This is a genomic window from Sphingomonas sp. NPDC019816, from assembly GCF_050274375.1.
Taxonomy (GTDB): Bacteria; Pseudomonadota; Alphaproteobacteria; order Sphingomonadales; family Sphingomonadaceae; genus Sphingomonas.
In genome coordinates this window covers 1-16,360 of sequence record NZ_JBNNOB010000083.1, presented here as the reverse complement: position 1 = coordinate 16,360, position 16,360 = coordinate 1, and the positions used below count along the sequence as shown (strand labels likewise).

Below are 16,360 nucleotides of genomic sequence, written 5' to 3'. Positions count from 1 at the left end.
TTTTCTGACCGAGCAGCGTGGGCTTCGACTTCGCTCAGCCTGAACGGGTTGTGGGTTTTGCCCCCCTACCTCCGTTCAGCCTGAGCGAAGTCGAAGGCCAAGGGAAATCTACCGCCCCGAAACCCAGCGAAAGAACCGCGGCACCAACCCATACCGTGCCATCCAGTCATAATATTCCCGATACGCCGGATCGGCGGACAGATGCCGCTCCTCCGTCCGCGCGCGCCAGTAATAGACCCCGCTGACTGCCCCCAACAGCAGCGTGCTGCGGCATGCATCGATCCAAGTCCCGGTCGACAGCACGGGGATCGTGGCGATCCACCAGAAGATGTTCTTCGACAGATAGGCCGGGTGCCGCGACACGGCATAGGGACCGTGGGTCAGGATGCCCCTGTGGGTCAGGTTGGAAAAGCGGATGCCGAACGCCACCGTCGACCAGGCATAGATGGCGGTCAGCGCCACCAGCACCGCGCCGATCGTGGCCAACAGCAGCGGGTGGCCGGCGAACCAATAGCTCCACTCGGCGGTCCCCGGCCGGTAATCGAGCGGCCCGCCATCGGCCATCATGATCGTCGGCGGATAACAGATCAGCGCCGCCATCCATGCCGCCGCATAGGGGTTGGCCGAGCGGATATGTGCATCCAGCGGCCGCAGGGTCAGCATATAGCCGACCGTGGCGAAGGCCACGTCGATCACGAACATCAGCGTGATCAGCCAGTTGGCCAGCGCCACCGGATCGCGCAGCACGGTGGACAGGTCGCCGCGTACGAAATTGCCGAACCCGCCGGGCAGTACCGCCAGCATGAAGGCCAGAAAGAACGCCTTCACCCCCCAGGCGCGCAAATGCGCATGGATCGGCTCCGCCGCGACGCCCTTCTGCCCCGCCAGCCATGCGCCCAAGGCCCAGGCGCCATCCTTCGGCTCGACCAGTCGCCGGTCGAGCCATAGCACATAGGGGATCGACAGCAGGAACAGCGCCGGGGCGATCCATTCGAAACACCACATGGCAAAGGCGAAATTGCCCCGCCAGTAAAAGCGCCCGGTGGCATAGATCAGCCCGATCGCGGCAAAGGTCGCCCACAGCCCGACCAGCTTGGTCAGGCTGATGTCCAACGTCTCCCGCGCCGGGCGGGGATGCGCCCAGTCGATGCCGGTGGAGGCGTGGCGATGCACCTTGTCCACCAGCAGCGACCACAGGATCATCGGCAGGCCCGCCGCCAGCAGATGGACGAGCGCGGCATAGGGGCCGTCCAGATGCCGCCACCGCGCGATGGCGATCCAACCGAGCGATCCCGCCAGCCCGGCCAGCCCCACGCCATGCGACACCGCCGAGGCGGGGCGGGGCGGGCGGGGCGGGGCGGGGGGCGTGTCGGACATGCGGCCATGGCCTTAGCGCAATTTGGTAAGCGGGGGGTTAGGATGTTTGGGTTTCTGGGACGGGGTGGAGCGTGGCCTTCGGCTTTGGCGCATCGCGGCACAGTTCATCCTGAGCGGCTGGCTTGCTGGCCGGTCGAAGGGCTTAGACCGAATGGCGGGCAAAGGCCGGGGGGCGGCGGGCAGTCCTCATCCACCATCCATGTCGCGAAGGGTCGAGATGAAAGGGGCGGTTACCCCAAAACCAAACCGCCGTTCACGCTGAGCGAAGTCGAAGCGCACGTTCCGCGCTCGCCCGGCGCTAACCCGTCAGCGATAGGTGGCGAACGGATGCCCATGGCCTTCGACTTCGCTCAGGCGGAACGGGGGTGGGGACTTGGGGGCAAAATCGCTGCTGCAAAATCCTGAGCGCCGTTAGTCGTGGAGGGGCGGGACGAAAGGGGCGCTTGCCCTAAAACCAAACCACCGTTCACGCTGAGCGTAGTCGAAGCGCACGCTCCGCACTCACCCGGCCCTTAATTCGTCAGTGGAGGCGGTAAGTCCGTGCCCTTCGCCCATGCTCAAGCGCAACGGACGGAGGGACGCCGTCCGCCCCCGGCACCTTCACCCCTTGGCCAGCATCTTCTCTGCGCTGGTCTTCACGAACTCGCTGATCGGGCCGGCCATCATCGACAGCATCATCGGGATCGCCACCGTGCCGGTGACCGCCGTGTCGGCGATGTTCATGTCGGCCTTCACCGTCTGGCCCATGGCGATGATGGTCAGGATCAGCCGGTCCTCGGCGGGCCATTCGGAAGTCACCTGGCCGCCGCCGGGGATTTTCGACTCCAGCTTGGGCAGGCCCAGCTCGATGCGGCGGCGCGCCTCGGTCCGGCCCAGTTCGTGCGGAACGTCGAAATTGACCGATGCCATGGCGTCTAACTCTTTCCGATCGATGGTAAGCCGTACGGGGCGTGGCGGGCGCTGACGTAAACGTCAAGCAGGCCGCATCGAAAAATTTAATTTCGAAGTGCCGGCACGATGACGGGAGAAGTTGGAGCGGGTAACGGGAATCGAACCCGTGTATTCAGCTTGGAAGGCTGCTGCACTACCATTGTGCTATACCCGCTCAGATCCGGCGCCGTGGTCGACCCTAGCCGATCGGCGGGGATGGTGGAAGGGACTGGATTCGAACCAGTGTACGCTCACGCGGGCAGATTTACAGTCTGCTGCCTTTAACCACTCGGCCACCCTTCCGGGGTGTCACTCCATCGGAGCGAGGCGCGCCCAATGCCGAAGCGCGGCGGGCCTGTCAACGCCGTTTTGTGCATTTTGCACAGATCGCTTTTGATCCGGTTGCTTGCATGTCGCGCAATCGGGACATAGCCTCTGACCCATAGACGATTTTCCGGGGGTTCTTTTCCATGCGTCCATCCTTGCTCGCCGCCGTCGCGGCGGCCGCCCTGCTGCCCGCCGCCATCGCCTCCGCGCAGGACCGGAGTGCGGCCAACCGCCTGATCGACGAGGGCATGAACCACAGCCAGGCGATGCAGACCGCACAGCATCTGACCGACGTCATCGGCCCGCGCATGACGAACAGCCCCGCGATGCGCACCGCAGAGGCCTGGACCGCCGAGCAGTTCGCCAAATGGGGGCTGAAGAACGTCCATAGGGAAGGCTTTCCCTTCGGGCGCGGCTGGTCGATCGAGCGGGCGAGCGTGCGGATGGTCAGCCCCCGCCCGCTGCAATTGACCGCCATCCCGATCGCCTGGACGCCCGCCACCAATGGCGCGGTGACCGCCCCCGTCATCGTCGCGCCGATGAAGCGCGAGCGCGACTTCGACAAATGGCGCGGCCAGCTGCGTGGCAAGATCGTGATGGTGACGATGCCGGGCACCGGTGACGAGCCGTCGTCGGCACCCTTCCGCCGCCTGTCGGGCGAGGACATCGCCAAGCTCGACGTCTATGTTCAGCCCGAACATGACCCCGAAAGCGCCGATCGCCGGCTGAAGCGGCTCGACTTCTCGCAGAAGCTCGACGCCTTTCTGAAGGCCGAGGGGGCGGTCGCCTATGTCACGCAGAGCTATCGCGACGGCAAGCTGCTGCATGGCGAGGGCTATCTGTTCGGGCGGGGGGAGACGCCGGCGGTGCCTGGCATCGAACTGGCCGCCGAGGATTATCGCCGGCTCGCCCGCCTGGCCAAGGCCGGCCCCGCGCCGACGATCGAGGTGCTGAGCGACGTCCGCTACGACGATAGCGACGTCAACGCCTACAACATCATCGCCGAGATTCCCGGCACCGATCCCAAGGCGGGCTATGTGATGGCGGGCGCGCATCTCGACAGCTGGGTCGCGGGCGACGGCGCGGCGGACAATGCGGCGGGCAGCGCGATGGTGATGGAGGCCGCGCGCATCCTGGCCGCCACCGGACAGCGGCCCCGGCGGACCATCCGCTTCGCGCTGTGGTCGGGCGAGGAGCAGGGCATTCTCGGCTCGATGGCCTATGTCGAACAGCATCTGGCAACGCGCGGCCGGCCGGACGACGCGCCGCAATCGGGCCTGAAGCGCTATTATGGCTGGACCAATCGGTGGCCGATCACGCCCAAGCCGGGTTACGGCGACCTAGCGGCCTATTTCAACATCGACAATGGCTCGGGCAAGCTGCGGGGCCTTTATGCCGAGAACAACCCGGCGGCGGTGCCGATGTTGAAGGAATGGCTGTCGCCCTATGCGTCGATGGGCGCGGGCAATGTCGTACAGCGGACGACCGGCGGCACCGACCATGTCTTCATGCAGGCGGTCGGCGTGCAGGGGTTCCAGTTCATCCAGGATCCGCTGGACTATGGTAGCCGCATCCACCACAGCTCGGCCGATACCTTCGACCATTTGAAGGGTGAGGATATGCGCCAGGCCTCGGTCGTGCTCGCGGGGGTCTTGCTCGCGGCGGCGAATGCGGACAAGGCGTTGCCGCGCCCGCCGGTGCCGACCCAGCCGGCGCCGACCAACCCCTTTGCATATACGGACACCGACGACTGATGGCACGCCGAGGACATCGCCCCAGCCAGGCTTCTTCCAACCGCCCCCGCTTCTGGGGACGGCATGCGGTGACGGCGGCGCTCGCCAACCCCAACCGCACGGTGCGCAAGATCTGGGGCACGCGCGAGGCGCTGGCCGCGCTCGACCTGCCGCCGATTCTGCCGGTCACCTTTGCCGATGCCGCCGATCTAGGCCGCCTGGTCCCCGCCGACGCGCCGCATCAGGGCCTGGTGGCCGAGGTCGATCCGTTGGAGGACATCTGGCTGGGCGACCTGCTGCACGAGGGGCAGGGCGATCAGCGGCCGCTCGTCGTGCTCGACCAGGTGACCGATCCGCACAATGTCGGCGCGATCCTGCGCTCGGCCGCCGCGTTCGACGCGCTGGGGATCGTGACCCAGGATCGCCACGCGCCGCCCGAATCGGGCACGGTCGCGCGCTCGGCCAGCGGTGCGCTGGAGACGGTGCCGTGGATTCGCGTCGTGAACCTGGCCCGCGCGCTGGAGGAGATCGCCGAGGCGGGCTTCTGGCGGATCGGCCTGACCGGCCATGCGAACCAGACGCTGGCCGAGGCGATGGGGACGCAGCGGATCTGCATCGTGCTGGGCGCGGAAGGCGAAGGCATGCGCCAGAATACCGAGGCGCATTGCGACGAACTCGCCAAGCTGCCGATCAGCCCGAAGGTGGAGAGCTTGAACGTCTCCAACGCGGCGGCGATCGCGCTCTATGCGGTGGCGGCGCGGTGATGTCGCGGGCGGCGGGGGTTGGTTCCCTGCCGCTTCTTTTGCGCGCAGAGGCGCGGAGGACGCAGAGAGTGTGAAAGGCGAACGCCGGACGTGCGCTTCGACTTCGCTCAGCGTGAACGGCTGTTGGTATGGGGGGGCATAATCCCCACCCTCCGTTCAGCCTGAGCGAAGTCGAAGGCCATGGGATTTTGTTCGCGCGGAGACGCGGAGGCGCGGAGATGTCCGGCGCGCTGTGATCGAACACTACCTCGCAAGCGGAAGACAAAGCTGCGGCCGATGATAGCAGGCTGGCCTTGCGGCCGGACATGCCATCTCCGCGCCTCCGCGTCTCCGCGCGAACATCACCTTTCTCATACACCGGAACGTCGCCAAACAGGACGCCCTCTCTGCGCCCTCTGCGCCTCTGCGCGAACAAAAAAGGGCGGGGCCGAAACCCCGCCCTCCGGCGTTCAGACCGGATGCCCGGTCAGTCCTCCGCCGCGATCCGCACCCGCATCCCGTCCTGCGCCGCCCCGAACGGCAGCTGGCACGACAGGCGCGAGGTCGCGTCGCGATCGCTGGTCGAATCGAGCAGGTCGTCCTCGTCCGGGCCGATCGCGGGCAGCGTATCGGCGAAGGCCGGATCGACATGGACATGGCAGGTCGCGCAGGAGCAGCAACCCCCGCACAGCGCCAGCAATTCGTCGACACCGGCGTCGCGGATCACTTCCATCACCGACAGACCGGCCTCGCCGTCGATTTCGCGTTCTTCCCCGTCGCGGGTCACGACGATAAGCTTGGGCATGTCCATTCTCCTTGTTGGCGGCGGCTCTGCCGGGCCTGAACGCGCGGATCAAGCATCATGGGGCTGAGCGCCGAACAGATTCGCGAAAGCATGGATGCGCTGGCCGCGTCCGAACCCGCCATCGCGGCGGCGCTTGCGCGGATCGGCTATCCCGAACCGCGCATCCGGGCGCGCGGCTATGCGACGCTGGTGCGGACGATCCTGGGCCAGCAGGTCTCGGTCGCCTCGGCCGATGCGCATTGGCGGCGGCTGAACGAACTGCTCGGCGACGCGAGCGATCCGACGCGGATCCACGGTGTGACCGACGAGGAATTGCGCGGCGCGGGCATTTCCCGGCAAAAGGCCGGCTATCTGCGCAGCCTGGCCGAGGAGGTGACGAGCGGTCGCCTGAACCTCGCCGACCTGCCCGCCGATGACGAAGAGGCGATCGCCAAGCTGGTTGCGGTCAAGGGTATCGGTCGCTGGTCGGCAGAGGTCTATCTGCTGTTCGCGGAAGGGCGCACCGACATCTGGCCCGCCGGCGATCTGGCGGTGCAGATCGAGATGGGCCGCATCCTGGGCCATGACGCGCGGCCATCCGAGAAGCAGGTCCGCGCGCTTGCCGAAGCCTTCCGCCCGCATCGTAGCGCGCTCGCAATCTTCACCTGGCATCATTATGGCGCAGGCGCCGACGCCGCGCCGGTATGAGGATCAGCGATCCCGCTTGGGCAGATGACGGGTCGCCACCCCGACCAGCACCGCCGTCGACAGCAGGATCGACGACACCAGCCCGCCGATGGCGAGCAGGCCCCCGCTGGTGACCTGAACTTTTACGCCAAGCCGGGCCTGTCCACCCAGTGGAACACGAAGGCTCGCTTTCTGATAAACGGGCGACCGGGATGAGGCGGGGCTTGGGTGTCTGGCCATGCTCGACGAACGTGTGCCCCCGCCCATGGGTTCATCTACCCCGCGCTGTGACCATCGGATCAGCCATTGTAGACCGCCGCCAGCTTGTTGCCGCTGGGGTCGCGCAGATAAGCGGCATACCATGTCGGCCCGTAATGCGGCCGAAGACCGGGGGCGCCGTCATCGGTGCCGCCATGGTCCATCGCGGTGCGGTAAAAGGCATCGACCTGCTCGTGGGAAGACACGAGGAAGCCCGTCATCGTCCCGTTGCCCGGTGTGGCCGGCTGGCCGTCGAAGGGCTTGCAGATCCACAAGACGAAACCCTCGCCGCTGCCGCCTTCGGAATAGCCGCGCCAGCCGGGGAAATCGGCGTGGCTCCGCCAGCCAATGGCCGCGAGCACCGCGTCGTAGAATGCATGCGCCTGATCCACATCGACGGCACCAAGTGTCGCATAACTGCCCATGAAACATCCTCCCTGTCGAGGTCTGCAATATATCAAGAGGGCAGGAACATAAAAAGAACAAACTGAAGCTCCGCGCCGTGTTGCGCGACATGGTTGATGGACAGGACTGGCATCCCCGGCCCTGCGCCCTTAAGTCCTGTGCCATGTTGACCCCCGAACAGGCCCGCGACCGGGCCGCCGATATCGTCGCCCGTGCCCGTGCCGCCGGAGCCGACGCCGCCGATGCGATCTTCGCCGCCGACGCCGCGCTCGAAGTCTCGGTCCGGCTGGGGCAGTTGGAGGATGTCGGTCGGTCGGAGAGCGAGGAACTGGGCCTGCGCGTCTTCGTCGGGCAGCGTTCGGCGAGCGTCTCGACCTCGGACCTGTCGGGGGATGCCATGGACCGGGCGGTCGAGCGCGCCGTCGCCATGGCGCGCGAGGCGCCAGAGGATCGCTGGGCGGGCCTCGCACCCGAGGAGCGGCTGATGCACGGCGCGCCGCCGATGCTCGATCTGGACGATGGTGGCGAGATCGCGCCCGAGGCGCTGCGCGCTTTGGCGCTGGCGGCGGAGGATGCCGCGCGCGGCGTGGCGGGCGTGACCAATTCCGAAGGCGCCGGGGCGTCCGCCTCGCGCGTCGTCACCGCGCTCGCCACCAGTCATGGCTTTGCCGCGGGCTATGCCGCGACCGGCTATGGCCTGTCCGCCAGCGTCGTGGCGGGCGAGGGGGCGGGCATGCAGCGCGACTATGCCCATCACGGCGCGCGCCTGTACCGGCTGCTGGAAGGGGCGGAGTCGATCGGCCGGCGCGCCGGCGAACGTGCGGTGGCGCGGCTCGATCCCGGGCGGCTGGCCAGTGGCGCGATGCCGGTGGTCTTCGATCCGCGCGTCGGATCGTCGCTGGTCGGGCATCTCGTCTCCGCCATCGCCGGCAGTGCGATCACGCGGCGCACCAGCTTCCTGCTCGACGGCCTGGGTGAACAGGTTATGGCCGCCGGCATCCGGATCGAGGACGATCCCCATCGCCCGCACGGGCTGCGCTCGCGCCCCTTTGACGGCGAGGGGCTGGCGGTGTCGCCGACCGCGATCGTCGAGGACGGCGTGCTGGAGACCTGGCTGCTCGATTCCGCCTCCGCCCGGCAATTGGGCCTGGAGCCGACCGGCCATGCCGCGCGCGGCACCAGCGGCGCGCCCGGCGTGTCGACCAGCAATCTCTACTTGGTCGCCGGGCATGTGCCGGTCGACACGCTGATCGCGGACATCGTTGACGGCGTCTACGTCACCGAGCTGATCGGCAGCGGGGTCAACCCGGTGACCGGCGATTACAGCCGGGGCGCGGCGGGCTTCCGCATCATCGGCGGGCGGATCGCCGAGCCGGTTGCGGAGTTCACCATCGCGGGCAATCTGAAGGATATGTACCGCGCAATGACCCCGGCCAGCGATCTGGAATTCCGCTACGGCGTCAACGTGCCGACGCTGCGCGTCGACGGGATGACGGTCGCGAGTGGCTGACATCATCCCGGCCGCTGACATGGTGCCGGCGGTGGTCGCGGCGGCGCGCGAGGCGGCGGCGATGGCGCTCGCCCGCTGGCGCACCGACTTCCGCCAATGGGAAAAGGTGCCCGGCAGCCCGGTCTGCGAGGTCGACCTGGACGTCGACCGGATGCTCCACGCCCGGCTGACCGCGCTGATCCCCGATGCCGGCTGGCTCTCCGAGGAGACGGCGGACAAGCCCGACCGGCTGGCCGCGCGCCGGGTCTGGGTGGTCGATCCGATCGACGGCACGCGCGACTATATTCGTGGCCGCGAGGGCTGGGCGGTCTCGGTCGCGCTGGTCGAGGATGGCCGGCCGGTGATCGGCGTGCTGGCGGCACCCGCGCGCGGCGAGTTATGGCTGGCGCAGGCCGGCGGCGGCGCGACGCGTAACGGGCGGACGCTGTGCGCGGGGCATCGCCGCACGATGCCGGGCGCGCGTGTGCCGGTCGATGCGCTGCCCAAGGCGGACCGCGATCTCGTCGCGGTGTTCAAGCCCAATTCGATCGCCTTGCGCATCGCCATGGTCGCCTCCGACGAGGCTGATCTGGTCGCCACGCTGCGCTGGGGCAATGAATGGGACATCGCGGCCGCCGCGCTCGTCGCGTCGGAGGCGGGGGCGGGCGTGGCCGATGCGCTGGGCCAGCCGCTGCTGTTCAACAAGCCCGATCCGCGCGCCTTCGGCGTGCTGGTGACCGCGCGCGGGCTTCAGGGGCCGGCGGTCGAGCGGTTGGCCCCGCGCGCACGCGAGGTGATCGTGCCGCTCACGCGTTGAGCATCTGCTCCACCCATTCCGGCACCAGCGTACCCGCCGGACCCAGGCGGCTTTCGTCGAACCAGTCGCTGCCCTCCGACCGATCGAGATTGAGCTCCAGCGTCCGCGCGCCATACGTATCCGCCAACCGGACGAACCCCGCCGCCGGATAGACGGCGCCCGAGGTGCCGATCGACACGAACAGATCGGCCTGCGCCAGCGCCGCCTCGATCCGTTCCATCTGATAGGGGATTTCGCCGAAGAACACGATGTCGGGCCGCAGCGCGGGCGCGGCGCAGGCAGGGCAGGGTGTTGCCGGCGGCAGCGCATCCGCCCATGCGAACCGCGCTCCACAGGCGGCGCACAGCGCCTGCCTCAAGGCGCCGTGCATGTGCAGCATCCGGGTCGCACCCGCCCGCTCGTGCAGATCATCGACATTCTGCGTGACGATCAGCAACCCGCCCGCCCACGCCCGGTCGAGCCGCGCCAACGCCTCATGCGCGGGGTTCGGCCGAACCGACGACAGGGCCGCGCGTCGCAGATCGTAGAAGCGGTGGACCAGGTCCGGGTCGGCGGCCAACGCCTCCGGCGTACAGACATCCTCGACCCGGTGCCCCTCCCACAATCCGCCCGGCCCACGAAAGGTGGCGATGCCGGACTCGGCGGAGACGCCCGCGCCCGTCAGGACGACGATGTTGCGGATGCCGCTCATGTTCGCGCTCCCTGGCTACCCGTGTTTCGGAACGCACCGGCGTTTGTCGATCGGGTCCTGGCAACCGGTTTCCCCACGGCGCAACCTGTGTCAAGGAGCGCTCCCATGACCACGTCCCCACTTTTCGAACGGCAGGAGCAGCGATGACCGCGATCGGCATTTACGGCAGCGCGGGGCGCATGGGCCGCGCCATCGCGCAGCTGATCGAGAATGAGGGGGGCACGCTGGCCGGCGGCTGTGATTCGCATGACGATCCGGCGGCACTGGCCCGGTCCGCCGATGTACTGGTCGACTTTTCGATCGCCGGCGCGCTCGATGCGCATCTGGCCGCCGCCCGCACCGCGGGCACGCCCATCGTGATCGGTACCACCGGGCTGTCGTCGGCGCAGCATGCCGCGATCGATGCCGCCGCCACCGACATCGCGGTGCTTCAGACGGGCAACACCTCGCTCGGCATCACGCTGCTCGCCAATCTGGTGCGCGAGGCGGCGGCGCGGCTGGGCACCGACTGGGACATCGAGGTCACCGAAATGCATCACCGGCACAAGGTCGATGCTCCCTCGGGCACCGCGTTGCTGCTCGGCGAGGCGGCGGCGGCGGGGCGGGGGCACAGCCTGTCCGAACTGCGCGTCGACGGGCGGGCCGGGTTGGTCGGTGCGCGCACCGAGGGGACGATCGGGATGGCCGCGCTGCGCGGCGGATCGGTGATCGGCGATCATGAGGTGATCTTCGCCGGCGAGGGCGAGCGGCTGACGCTCGGCCATTTCGCGCAGGATCGCAGCATCTTCGCGCGCGGCGCGGTGCGTGCGGCGCTGTGGCTTTCGGGGCAGGCGCCGGGGCGCTATCGCATGGGTGACGTGCTGGGGCTCTGAGGAAACGCGCGGTGAAGAAGGCCGATATCGTCGAATTCTACCATCGGCTGGCCGAGGCCAATCCGCATCCCGAGACCGAGCTGGAGTTCCGCAACCCCTATACGCTGGTCGTCGCGGTCGCGCTGTCGGCGCAGGCGACCGATATCGGGGTGAACAAGGCGACGCGCGCGCTATTCGCCGAGGTCGATACGCCCGAGAAGATGCTCGAACTGGGCGAGGAGGGGTTAAAGCAGCACATCAGGACGATCGGCCTGTTCAACACCAAGGCCAAGAACGTCATCGCGCTGTCGCGGATGCTGGTCGACGATTATGGCGGCGAGGTGCCGAAGGACCGCGAAGCGCTGGAGCGGCTGCCCGGCGTCGGGCGCAAGACCGCCAATGTCGTGCTCAACGTCGCCTTCGGGCAGGAAACGTTCGCGGTCGACACGCATATCTTCCGCGTCTGCAACCGCACCGGCCTCGCCAAGGGCAAGACGGTGCTGGCGGTGGAGCTGAAGCTCGACAAGGCGACGCCGGCGCCGTTTCGGGTGCATGCGCATCACTGGCTGATCCTGCACGGCCGCTATGTCTGCAAGGCGCGGCGCCCCGAATGCTGGCGCTGCCCGGTCGCCGATCTCTGCGCCTACCGGCCCAAGACACCCGCTCCCGCCGCCAGGGGCGGAAATACCCCGGCGGCGTAAAAAGGACTGGCGCGGGGGTGCGGGCAATGCTAGTCGGCTCGCCCACGCACCCGTAGCTCAGCTGGATAGAGCGCTGCCCTCCGAAGGCAGAGGCCACAGGTTCGAATCCTGTCGGGTGCGCCACCGTATATCGCTATTCGCCGTCATTCTCCTCGCGCAGGGCGCGGCGGGTAACGGTGATCGCCGCGACGAAACTGGCCGGACCGTCGAACGCGCAAGCAGGCCGAAATCGTCGGTGCGCCTGTCCGTATTCGACGCCCGGATCCAAATTGCCGATCCGGCCCAACGGCGTGACGACCATGTTCAGGGACGAGCCGATCGTCCACCGACCCCTTCGGCGGGCTGCGCGCTGGTGACAGGCCGGGACGATGGGATGGCCGCCGGCCCGCCCATGCGAACGGAGCCGCATCCCCGCGGGGACGCGGCTCCTTCTTCATCCGCGACGGATCAGGTCTGCGACGACTTGCGGGGCGGCGCGTCCTGTCCCTCGGTGCCGGGGCGGCCCTTGTCGAGCGTGTCGCTGGGACGCCGGGCGTCGCCGGGCTTCTGATGCTCCGTCGACACGTTGGGCCGATCGGTTTCGGTGGTGGGTTTGACGCCGTCGATCATGACCGGCTCGCTCAGCGCGGCATCTGCGACAGCATCTGGATATGCTGCTGCACGATCGGTACGGCGGCCCGCGCGCTGGCCTTCAGCGGTGCCTTGTCGCCGCTCGACGCATAGCTTTGATGCAGGTCGAGCGCGGCCTGATGCGCGGTGGCCTGTTGGCCGAGATAGAGCCGGTCGAAGTTTTCCAGCGTGGCCCGGCGCAATTCCTCGATCGAGGCCTTGGCCCCGCCGAGCTGCGGCGGCATCGGGGTCAGCCCGGCCTGACGCGCGGCCGCGACGGTGGCCTGGGTGGTATGACGGTGATGGTCGATCATCGCCTGGGCGAAGCGGCGGACGCCCTCGTTGCGGGATTTCTGGAGCGCGATCTGGCTGGAGGTGATCTCATACAGATCGCTCATGCCGGCGGCCTTCACATAGGCGGCGGCCTGGGTCTTGGCGGCGGCGGGTGGCGGGGGCGGCGGGGTCTGCGCCGCGATCGGCGCGCCCGCAAGGGTCAGGGCCAGCGCGATGGAAACGGACTTCAGCATGATGATCTCCCGTGACGGTGACACTGGGGGCAACCGGCCGTTCGCCATCGCTGTTCCGCCAAATCGTTGTATTATGATCTTTATCAGTGACTTTCCCGATCGGGCGGCATCGGGGTGGACTTTCGGCGCCCGACTAAAAGACGCGGGCGTGCGATTAAGGCATGACACCGCCGCACCGGGTCTGTTAGCCCTGTCCCATGCCCGTTTCGGCCGCCGCCTCCGCCCGCGAGATCCTCGTCCGCCTGCACGACGTCATGGCGTCGCGCGCCCCCGCCCAAGCCAAGCTGAACCAGGTCGTCCAGATCATCGGCGAGTCGATCGGCAGCGAGGTGTGTTCCATCTATCTGCTGCGCGAAGGCGTGCTGGAGCTGTTCGCGACGCGCGGCCTGGCCGAGGAGGCGGTGCACGTCACCAAGCTGGCGCTGGGCGAGGGGCTGGTGGGCACCATCGCCGAGGATGTCGAGGTGCTGAACCTGGACGAAGCCGCCAGCCATCCCGACTTCGCCTATAAGCCCGAAACGGGCGAGGACCGTTTCCATAGCTTCGCCGGCGTGCCGATCATTCGGCGCGAACGGGCGGTGGGCGTGTTGGCGGTGCAGCATGCCGAACCGCGCGGATACGCCGATGTCGAGATCGAGGCGTTGCAGACGGTCGCGATGGTGCTGTCCGAGCTGATCGCCAATGCCGGGCTGATCGACACGGCGGGCGCGGCGGGCGCGCGGCCGCAGATGACGGCGACGGTCCGGCTGGCGGGTCAGAAGCTGGTCGACGGCATGGGCAGCGGCTTCGCCGTCTTCCACCAGCCGCGCATCGTCATCGAGCATACGGTTGCCGAGGATATCGATGCCGAACGCCGCCGCGTCTATGCCGCGTTCGACAAGATGCGCGAGCAGATCGACCGCATGGCGCGCGAGGCCGAGTTCGGCGTGGCGGGCGAGCATGTCGAGGTCATCGAGACTTACAAGATGTTCGCCTATGACGAGGGGTGGGCACGCCGGATCAACGAGGCGATCGACAGCGGCCTGACCGCCGAGGCCGCGATCGAGCGGGTGCAGCAGCGCACGCGCCAGCGGATGCGCCAGATCGACGATCCGCTGCTCGCCGACCGGATGCACGACCTGGAGGACCTGTCCAACCGGTTGCTGCGCATCGTGTCGGGGCAGATGGGCACGGCGGCGCAACTGGGTCTGCGGCAGGACACGATCCTGATCGCGCGCAACCTGGGGCCGGCCGAGCTGCTGGAATATGATCGCCGGCGGTTGAAGGGCGTGATCCTGGAGGAAGGGTCGCTGACCGCGCATGTCATCATCGTCGCGCGCGCCATGGGCGTGCCGGTGCTGGGCCGGGTGCGCGACGTGCGGCGGCAGATCGCCGATGGCGATCAATTGCTGCTCGACACGACCGAGGGTAGTGTGCTCGTCCGCCCGACTTCGGCGATGGAGGAGGCGTTCGAGGCCAAGCTGGCGCTGCGCCAAAAGCGGCGCGCGGCCTTCGCCGCGCTGCGCGACGTGCCGCCGGTGACCCGGGACGGGCACCGCGTCACGCTGATGGTCAATGCCGGGCTTCGCGACGATGCCGCCGCGCTCGACACGACGGGGGCGGACGGTATCGGTCTGTTCCGCACCGAGTTCCAGTTCCTCGTCTCCGCCACCCTGCCGCAGCGTGAGCGGCAGCAGCGGCTGTACCGCGACGTGATGGAGGCGGCGGGCGATCGCCCGGTCGTCTTCCGCACCATCGACATCGGCGGCGACAAGGCTTTGCCCTATCTGAACGTCGAGGCGGGGGACGAGGAGAACCCGGCTATGGGCTGGCGCGCGCTGCGCCTGGCGCTGGAGCGCGAGGGCCTGATGAAGGCGCAGGCGCGCGCGCTGCTGGAGGCGGGCTCGGGCCGGACGCTCCACGTCATGTTCCCGATGGTGTCCGAGGCATGGGAGTTCGACGAGGCCAAGTCCCTGTTCGAGGCGCAGCGGGTGTGGCTCGCCGGGCGCGGCCGACGGTTGCCGATCGAGGTCCGTTACGGCGCGATGCTGGAGGTGCCGGCGCTCGCCGAGCAGCTCGATCTGATCCTGCCGAATGTCGATTTCCTGTCGATCGGCACCAACGACCTGACCCAGTTCCTGTTCGCCGCCGACCGCGCGAACCCCAAGCTGGCCGAGCGCTATGACTGGCTCAGCCCGTCGATCCTGCGCTTCCTGCGCCGGGTGGTCGAACCGGCGCGCGCCGCCGGCGTGCCGGTGGGCGTGTGCGGCGAGATGGGTGGCCGCCCGCTGGAGGCGATGGCGCTGATCGGGCTGGGGCTCGACCGGCTGTCGATCACCCCGGCGGCGGTCGGTCCGGTCAAGGCGATGATCCGCTCGCTCGACCGCGCGGCGATCACCCAGGAGATGACGCGGCTGCTCGCGCATCCGATGCGCGACATGCGCGGGGCGCTTGGTGCCTGGGCTGCGACGAACGGTGTGGAATTGGCCTGATCGGGGGCCGGGCTTCGCGTTGACTTGAACCCAACCGTCTGAAAGAACGACCGCGATCATGGGGTGGGCCATGGTCACTTCGGAGTTGAGAATGGACGAGGTCAATCCGGGCCACGATGCCGCACCATCGGCACCCGCCCGCGCCGGTGACGTCCTGCGTGCGGCGCGAGAGGCACAGGGTCTGTCGCTCGGCGATATCGGTGCGCGGACGCGTATTCCGAGCCGCCATCTCGCGGCGATCGAGGCATCCGATTATCAGAGCCTGCCATCGGCCACCTATGCGGTCGGCTTCGCCAAGGCCTATGCCCGCGCGGTCGGTGCCGACGAGGTCGCGATCGCGCAGGCGGTGCGCGCCGATGTCGACCGGATGGGCCGGCGGGTCAGCGAATATGTGCCGCAGGACATCGCCGATCCCGCCCGCGTGCCGTCGCGCGGGCTGGCGATCATCGGTGCCGGCATCGCGCTGGCGCTGCTGATCATCGCCGGGCTGTGGTATGGCACCGACCTGTTCCGCCGCGATCGCACCGCGCAGGACGTGCCGGCCGCGACCCCGCTGACCAACGCCCAGGCGCCCGCTCCCGCCACGCCCGCCGCCAGTCCGACGCCCGTCACCGGCGGCAAGGTGCTGCTGACCGCCAATGGCGAGGTGTGGCTGCGCGTCTATGATGCCGACAACAAGACGCTGAAGATCGGTACGCTGAAGCAGGGCGAGCAATATGAAGTGCCCGCCGACGCCAATGGCCCGATGCTGAATGTCGGTCGTCCCGACAAGCTGACCGTGACGCTGAACGGCACCGCCATTCCGCCGCTGGGCGACGGGTCGCGCGCGATCAAGGACGTGAAGCTCGATCCCGCCTCGGTCGCCGCGCGCGCCTCGGGCGCGCCGCTGGTCAGCCCGCCCGCCGCGCACGAGACGGCCGCGCCGCGCCGCGCGCCGCGTCCTGCCGCCGCCGCACCGGC

At 68.4% G+C, this 16,360-nt stretch carries 18 protein-coding genes and 3 tRNA genes; 10 read left to right on the top strand and 11 right to left on the bottom strand.

All coding sequences use genetic code 11. From position 1 onward, the window contains the following. Positions 1 to 108: 108 nt before the first annotated feature. From ACQKJZ_RS12570 to ACQKJZ_RS12555, 4 genes are all read right to left on the bottom strand, one after another. Positions 109 to 1,377, bottom strand: coding sequence for a methyltransferase family protein (locus ACQKJZ_RS12570; RefSeq protein WP_427731380.1), 1,269 nt, complete (start codon positions 1,375 to 1,377; stop codon positions 109 to 111). Between the two features lie 600 nt (positions 1,378 to 1,977). Further along, on the bottom strand, positions 1,978 to 2,286 hold the full coding sequence (locus ACQKJZ_RS12565) for a polyhydroxyalkanoic acid system family protein (RefSeq protein WP_312487913.1): 309 nt from the start codon (positions 2,284 to 2,286) through the stop codon (positions 1,978 to 1,980). A gap of 122 nt (positions 2,287 to 2,408) precedes the next feature. Further along, positions 2,409 to 2,482, bottom strand: a tRNA-Gly gene (locus ACQKJZ_RS12560). Between the two features lie 42 nt (positions 2,483 to 2,524). Beyond that, positions 2,525 to 2,610: transfer RNA gene (locus ACQKJZ_RS12555), tRNA-Tyr, on the bottom strand. A 167-nt stretch (positions 2,611 to 2,777) separates the two neighbouring features. On the opposite strand from ACQKJZ_RS12555, the gene ACQKJZ_RS12550 reads away from it, so the two are divergent. Both ACQKJZ_RS12550 and rlmB read left to right on the top strand, forming a co-directional pair. Further along, complete coding sequence (locus ACQKJZ_RS12550; protein ID WP_427731379.1) at positions 2,778 to 4,388, top strand: M20/M25/M40 family metallo-hydrolase; 1,611 nt, start codon at positions 2,778 to 2,780, stop codon at positions 4,386 to 4,388. Beyond that, complete coding sequence (gene rlmB, locus ACQKJZ_RS12545) at positions 4,388 to 5,131, top strand: 23S rRNA (guanosine(2251)-2'-O)-methyltransferase RlmB (protein ID WP_427731378.1); 744 nt, start codon at positions 4,388 to 4,390, stop codon at positions 5,129 to 5,131. Before ACQKJZ_RS12550 ends, rlmB begins: the two co-directional genes overlap by 1 nt. 466 nt (positions 5,132 to 5,597) lie before the next feature. Here rlmB and ACQKJZ_RS12540 read toward each other — a convergent pair whose 3' ends face one another. Beyond that, on the bottom strand, positions 5,598 to 5,915 hold the full coding sequence (locus ACQKJZ_RS12540) for a 2Fe-2S iron-sulfur cluster-binding protein (RefSeq protein WP_061779351.1): 318 nt from the start codon (positions 5,913 to 5,915) through the stop codon (positions 5,598 to 5,600). 57 nt (positions 5,916 to 5,972) lie between these two features. Between ACQKJZ_RS12540 and ACQKJZ_RS12535 the strand changes: the two genes are divergently transcribed. Further along, entirely contained in the window at positions 5,973 to 6,602 is a 630-nt protein-coding gene (locus ACQKJZ_RS12535) for a DNA-3-methyladenine glycosylase family protein (protein WP_312487905.1), read from the top strand. Positions 6,603 to 6,605: 3 nt separating this feature from the next. Here the strand turns inward: ACQKJZ_RS12535 and ACQKJZ_RS12530 are convergent, their stop codons facing one another. Then, positions 6,606 to 6,821, bottom strand: coding sequence for a hypothetical protein (locus ACQKJZ_RS12530; protein ID WP_427731377.1), 216 nt, complete (start codon positions 6,819 to 6,821; stop codon positions 6,606 to 6,608). Positions 6,822 to 6,880: 59 nt separating this feature from the next. Continuing rightward, entirely contained in the window at positions 6,881 to 7,264 is a 384-nt protein-coding gene (locus ACQKJZ_RS12525; RefSeq protein WP_427731376.1) for a VOC family protein, read from the bottom strand. 143 nt (positions 7,265 to 7,407) lie between these two features. Between ACQKJZ_RS12525 and ACQKJZ_RS12520 the strand changes: the two genes are divergently transcribed. Next, on the top strand, positions 7,408 to 8,754 hold the full coding sequence (locus ACQKJZ_RS12520; RefSeq protein WP_427731375.1) for a TldD/PmbA family protein: 1,347 nt from the start codon (positions 7,408 to 7,410) through the stop codon (positions 8,752 to 8,754). Positions 8,755 to 8,773: 19 nt separating this feature from the next. Continuing rightward, complete coding sequence (locus tag ACQKJZ_RS12515) at positions 8,774 to 9,550, top strand: 3'(2'),5'-bisphosphate nucleotidase CysQ (RefSeq protein WP_427731381.1); 777 nt, start codon at positions 8,774 to 8,776, stop codon at positions 9,548 to 9,550. Here ACQKJZ_RS12515 and ACQKJZ_RS12510 read toward each other — a convergent pair. Then, positions 9,540 to 10,241 carry an NAD-dependent deacylase gene (locus ACQKJZ_RS12510; RefSeq protein WP_427731374.1) on the bottom strand — a complete coding sequence of 234 codons (702 nt, stop codon included), beginning with the start codon at positions 10,239 to 10,241 and terminating at the stop codon, positions 9,540 to 9,542. The genes ACQKJZ_RS12515 and ACQKJZ_RS12510 overlap by 11 nt on opposite strands. A 143-nt stretch (positions 10,242 to 10,384) precedes the next feature. On the opposite strand from ACQKJZ_RS12510, the gene dapB reads away from it, so the two are divergent. The 3 genes from dapB (at position 10,385) to ACQKJZ_RS12495 (ending at position 11,916) form a co-directional block, all read left to right on the top strand. Further along, positions 10,385 to 11,113: a 4-hydroxy-tetrahydrodipicolinate reductase gene (gene dapB, locus ACQKJZ_RS12505; protein ID WP_427731373.1), complete on the top strand. Its 729-nt coding sequence runs from the start codon at positions 10,385 to 10,387 to the stop codon at positions 11,111 to 11,113. Positions 11,114 to 11,124: 11 nt separating this feature from the next. Then, the gene (gene nth / locus ACQKJZ_RS12500; RefSeq protein ID WP_427731372.1) at positions 11,125 to 11,793 is read left to right on the top strand and encodes an endonuclease III; all 669 of its coding nucleotides are present in this window, start codon (positions 11,125 to 11,127) and stop codon (positions 11,791 to 11,793) included. 46 nt (positions 11,794 to 11,839) lie between these two features. Continuing rightward, positions 11,840 to 11,916 (top strand) — tRNA-Arg (locus tag ACQKJZ_RS12495). Positions 11,917 to 11,926: 10 nt separating this feature from the next. Here the strand turns inward: ACQKJZ_RS12495 and ACQKJZ_RS12490 are convergent. The 3 genes from ACQKJZ_RS12490 to ACQKJZ_RS12480 form a co-directional block, all read right to left on the bottom strand. Next, entirely contained in the window at positions 11,927 to 12,094 is a 168-nt protein-coding gene (locus ACQKJZ_RS12490) for a hypothetical protein (protein ID WP_427731371.1), read from the bottom strand. A gap of 146 nt (positions 12,095 to 12,240) precedes the next feature. After that, positions 12,241 to 12,402, bottom strand: coding sequence for a hypothetical protein (locus ACQKJZ_RS12485; protein ID WP_427731370.1), 162 nt, complete (start codon positions 12,400 to 12,402; stop codon positions 12,241 to 12,243). An 11-nt stretch (positions 12,403 to 12,413) separates the two neighbouring features. Then, complete coding sequence (locus ACQKJZ_RS12480; protein ID WP_427731369.1) at positions 12,414 to 12,929, bottom strand: DUF4142 domain-containing protein; 516 nt, start codon at positions 12,927 to 12,929, stop codon at positions 12,414 to 12,416. Between the two features lie 197 nt (positions 12,930 to 13,126). Between ACQKJZ_RS12480 and ptsP the strand changes: the two genes are divergently transcribed. Continuing rightward, complete coding sequence (gene ptsP, locus ACQKJZ_RS12475) at positions 13,127 to 15,400, top strand: phosphoenolpyruvate--protein phosphotransferase (RefSeq protein WP_427731368.1); 2,274 nt, start codon at positions 13,127 to 13,129, stop codon at positions 15,398 to 15,400. A 91-nt stretch (positions 15,401 to 15,491) separates the two neighbouring features. Then, on the top strand, positions 15,492 to 16,360 hold an 869-nt coding region (locus ACQKJZ_RS12470), incomplete at its 3' end, for a helix-turn-helix domain-containing protein (RefSeq protein WP_427731367.1).

Coding starts and splice junctions, on each gene's coding strand:
- ACQKJZ_RS12570 (WP_427731380.1), bottom strand. CDS start 1,377: ATGTCCGACACGCCCCCCGCCCCGCCCCGCCCGCCCCGCCCCGCCTCG.
- ACQKJZ_RS12565 (WP_312487913.1), bottom strand. CDS start 2,286: ATGGCATCGGTCAATTTCGACGTTCCGCACGAACTGGGCCGGACCGAG.
- ACQKJZ_RS12550 (WP_427731379.1), top strand. CDS start 2,778: ATGCGTCCATCCTTGCTCGCCGCCGTCGCGGCGGCCGCCCTGCTGCCC.
- rlmB (WP_427731378.1), top strand. CDS start 4,388: ATGGCACGCCGAGGACATCGCCCCAGCCAGGCTTCTTCCAACCGCCCC.
- ACQKJZ_RS12540 (WP_061779351.1), bottom strand. CDS start 5,915: ATGCCCAAGCTTATCGTCGTGACCCGCGACGGGGAAGAACGCGAAATC.
- ACQKJZ_RS12535 (WP_312487905.1), top strand. CDS start 5,973: ATGGGGCTGAGCGCCGAACAGATTCGCGAAAGCATGGATGCGCTGGCC.
- ACQKJZ_RS12530 (WP_427731377.1), bottom strand. CDS start 6,821: ATGGCCAGACACCCAAGCCCCGCCTCATCCCGGTCGCCCGTTTATCAG.
- ACQKJZ_RS12525 (WP_427731376.1), bottom strand. CDS start 7,264: ATGGGCAGTTATGCGACACTTGGTGCCGTCGATGTGGATCAGGCGCAT.
- ACQKJZ_RS12520 (WP_427731375.1), top strand. CDS start 7,408: ATGTTGACCCCCGAACAGGCCCGCGACCGGGCCGCCGATATCGTCGCC.
- ACQKJZ_RS12515 (WP_427731381.1), top strand. CDS start 8,774: ATGGTGCCGGCGGTGGTCGCGGCGGCGCGCGAGGCGGCGGCGATGGCG.
- ACQKJZ_RS12510 (WP_427731374.1), bottom strand. CDS start 10,241: ATGAGCGGCATCCGCAACATCGTCGTCCTGACGGGCGCGGGCGTCTCC.
- dapB (WP_427731373.1), top strand. CDS start 10,385: ATGACCGCGATCGGCATTTACGGCAGCGCGGGGCGCATGGGCCGCGCC.
- ACQKJZ_RS12490 (WP_427731371.1), bottom strand. CDS start 12,094: ATGGTCGTCACGCCGTTGGGCCGGATCGGCAATTTGGATCCGGGCGTC.
- ACQKJZ_RS12485 (WP_427731370.1), bottom strand. CDS start 12,402: ATGATCGACGGCGTCAAACCCACCACCGAAACCGATCGGCCCAACGTG.
- ACQKJZ_RS12480 (WP_427731369.1), bottom strand. CDS start 12,929: ATGCTGAAGTCCGTTTCCATCGCGCTGGCCCTGACCCTTGCGGGCGCG.
- ptsP (WP_427731368.1), top strand. CDS start 13,127: ATGCCCGTTTCGGCCGCCGCCTCCGCCCGCGAGATCCTCGTCCGCCTG.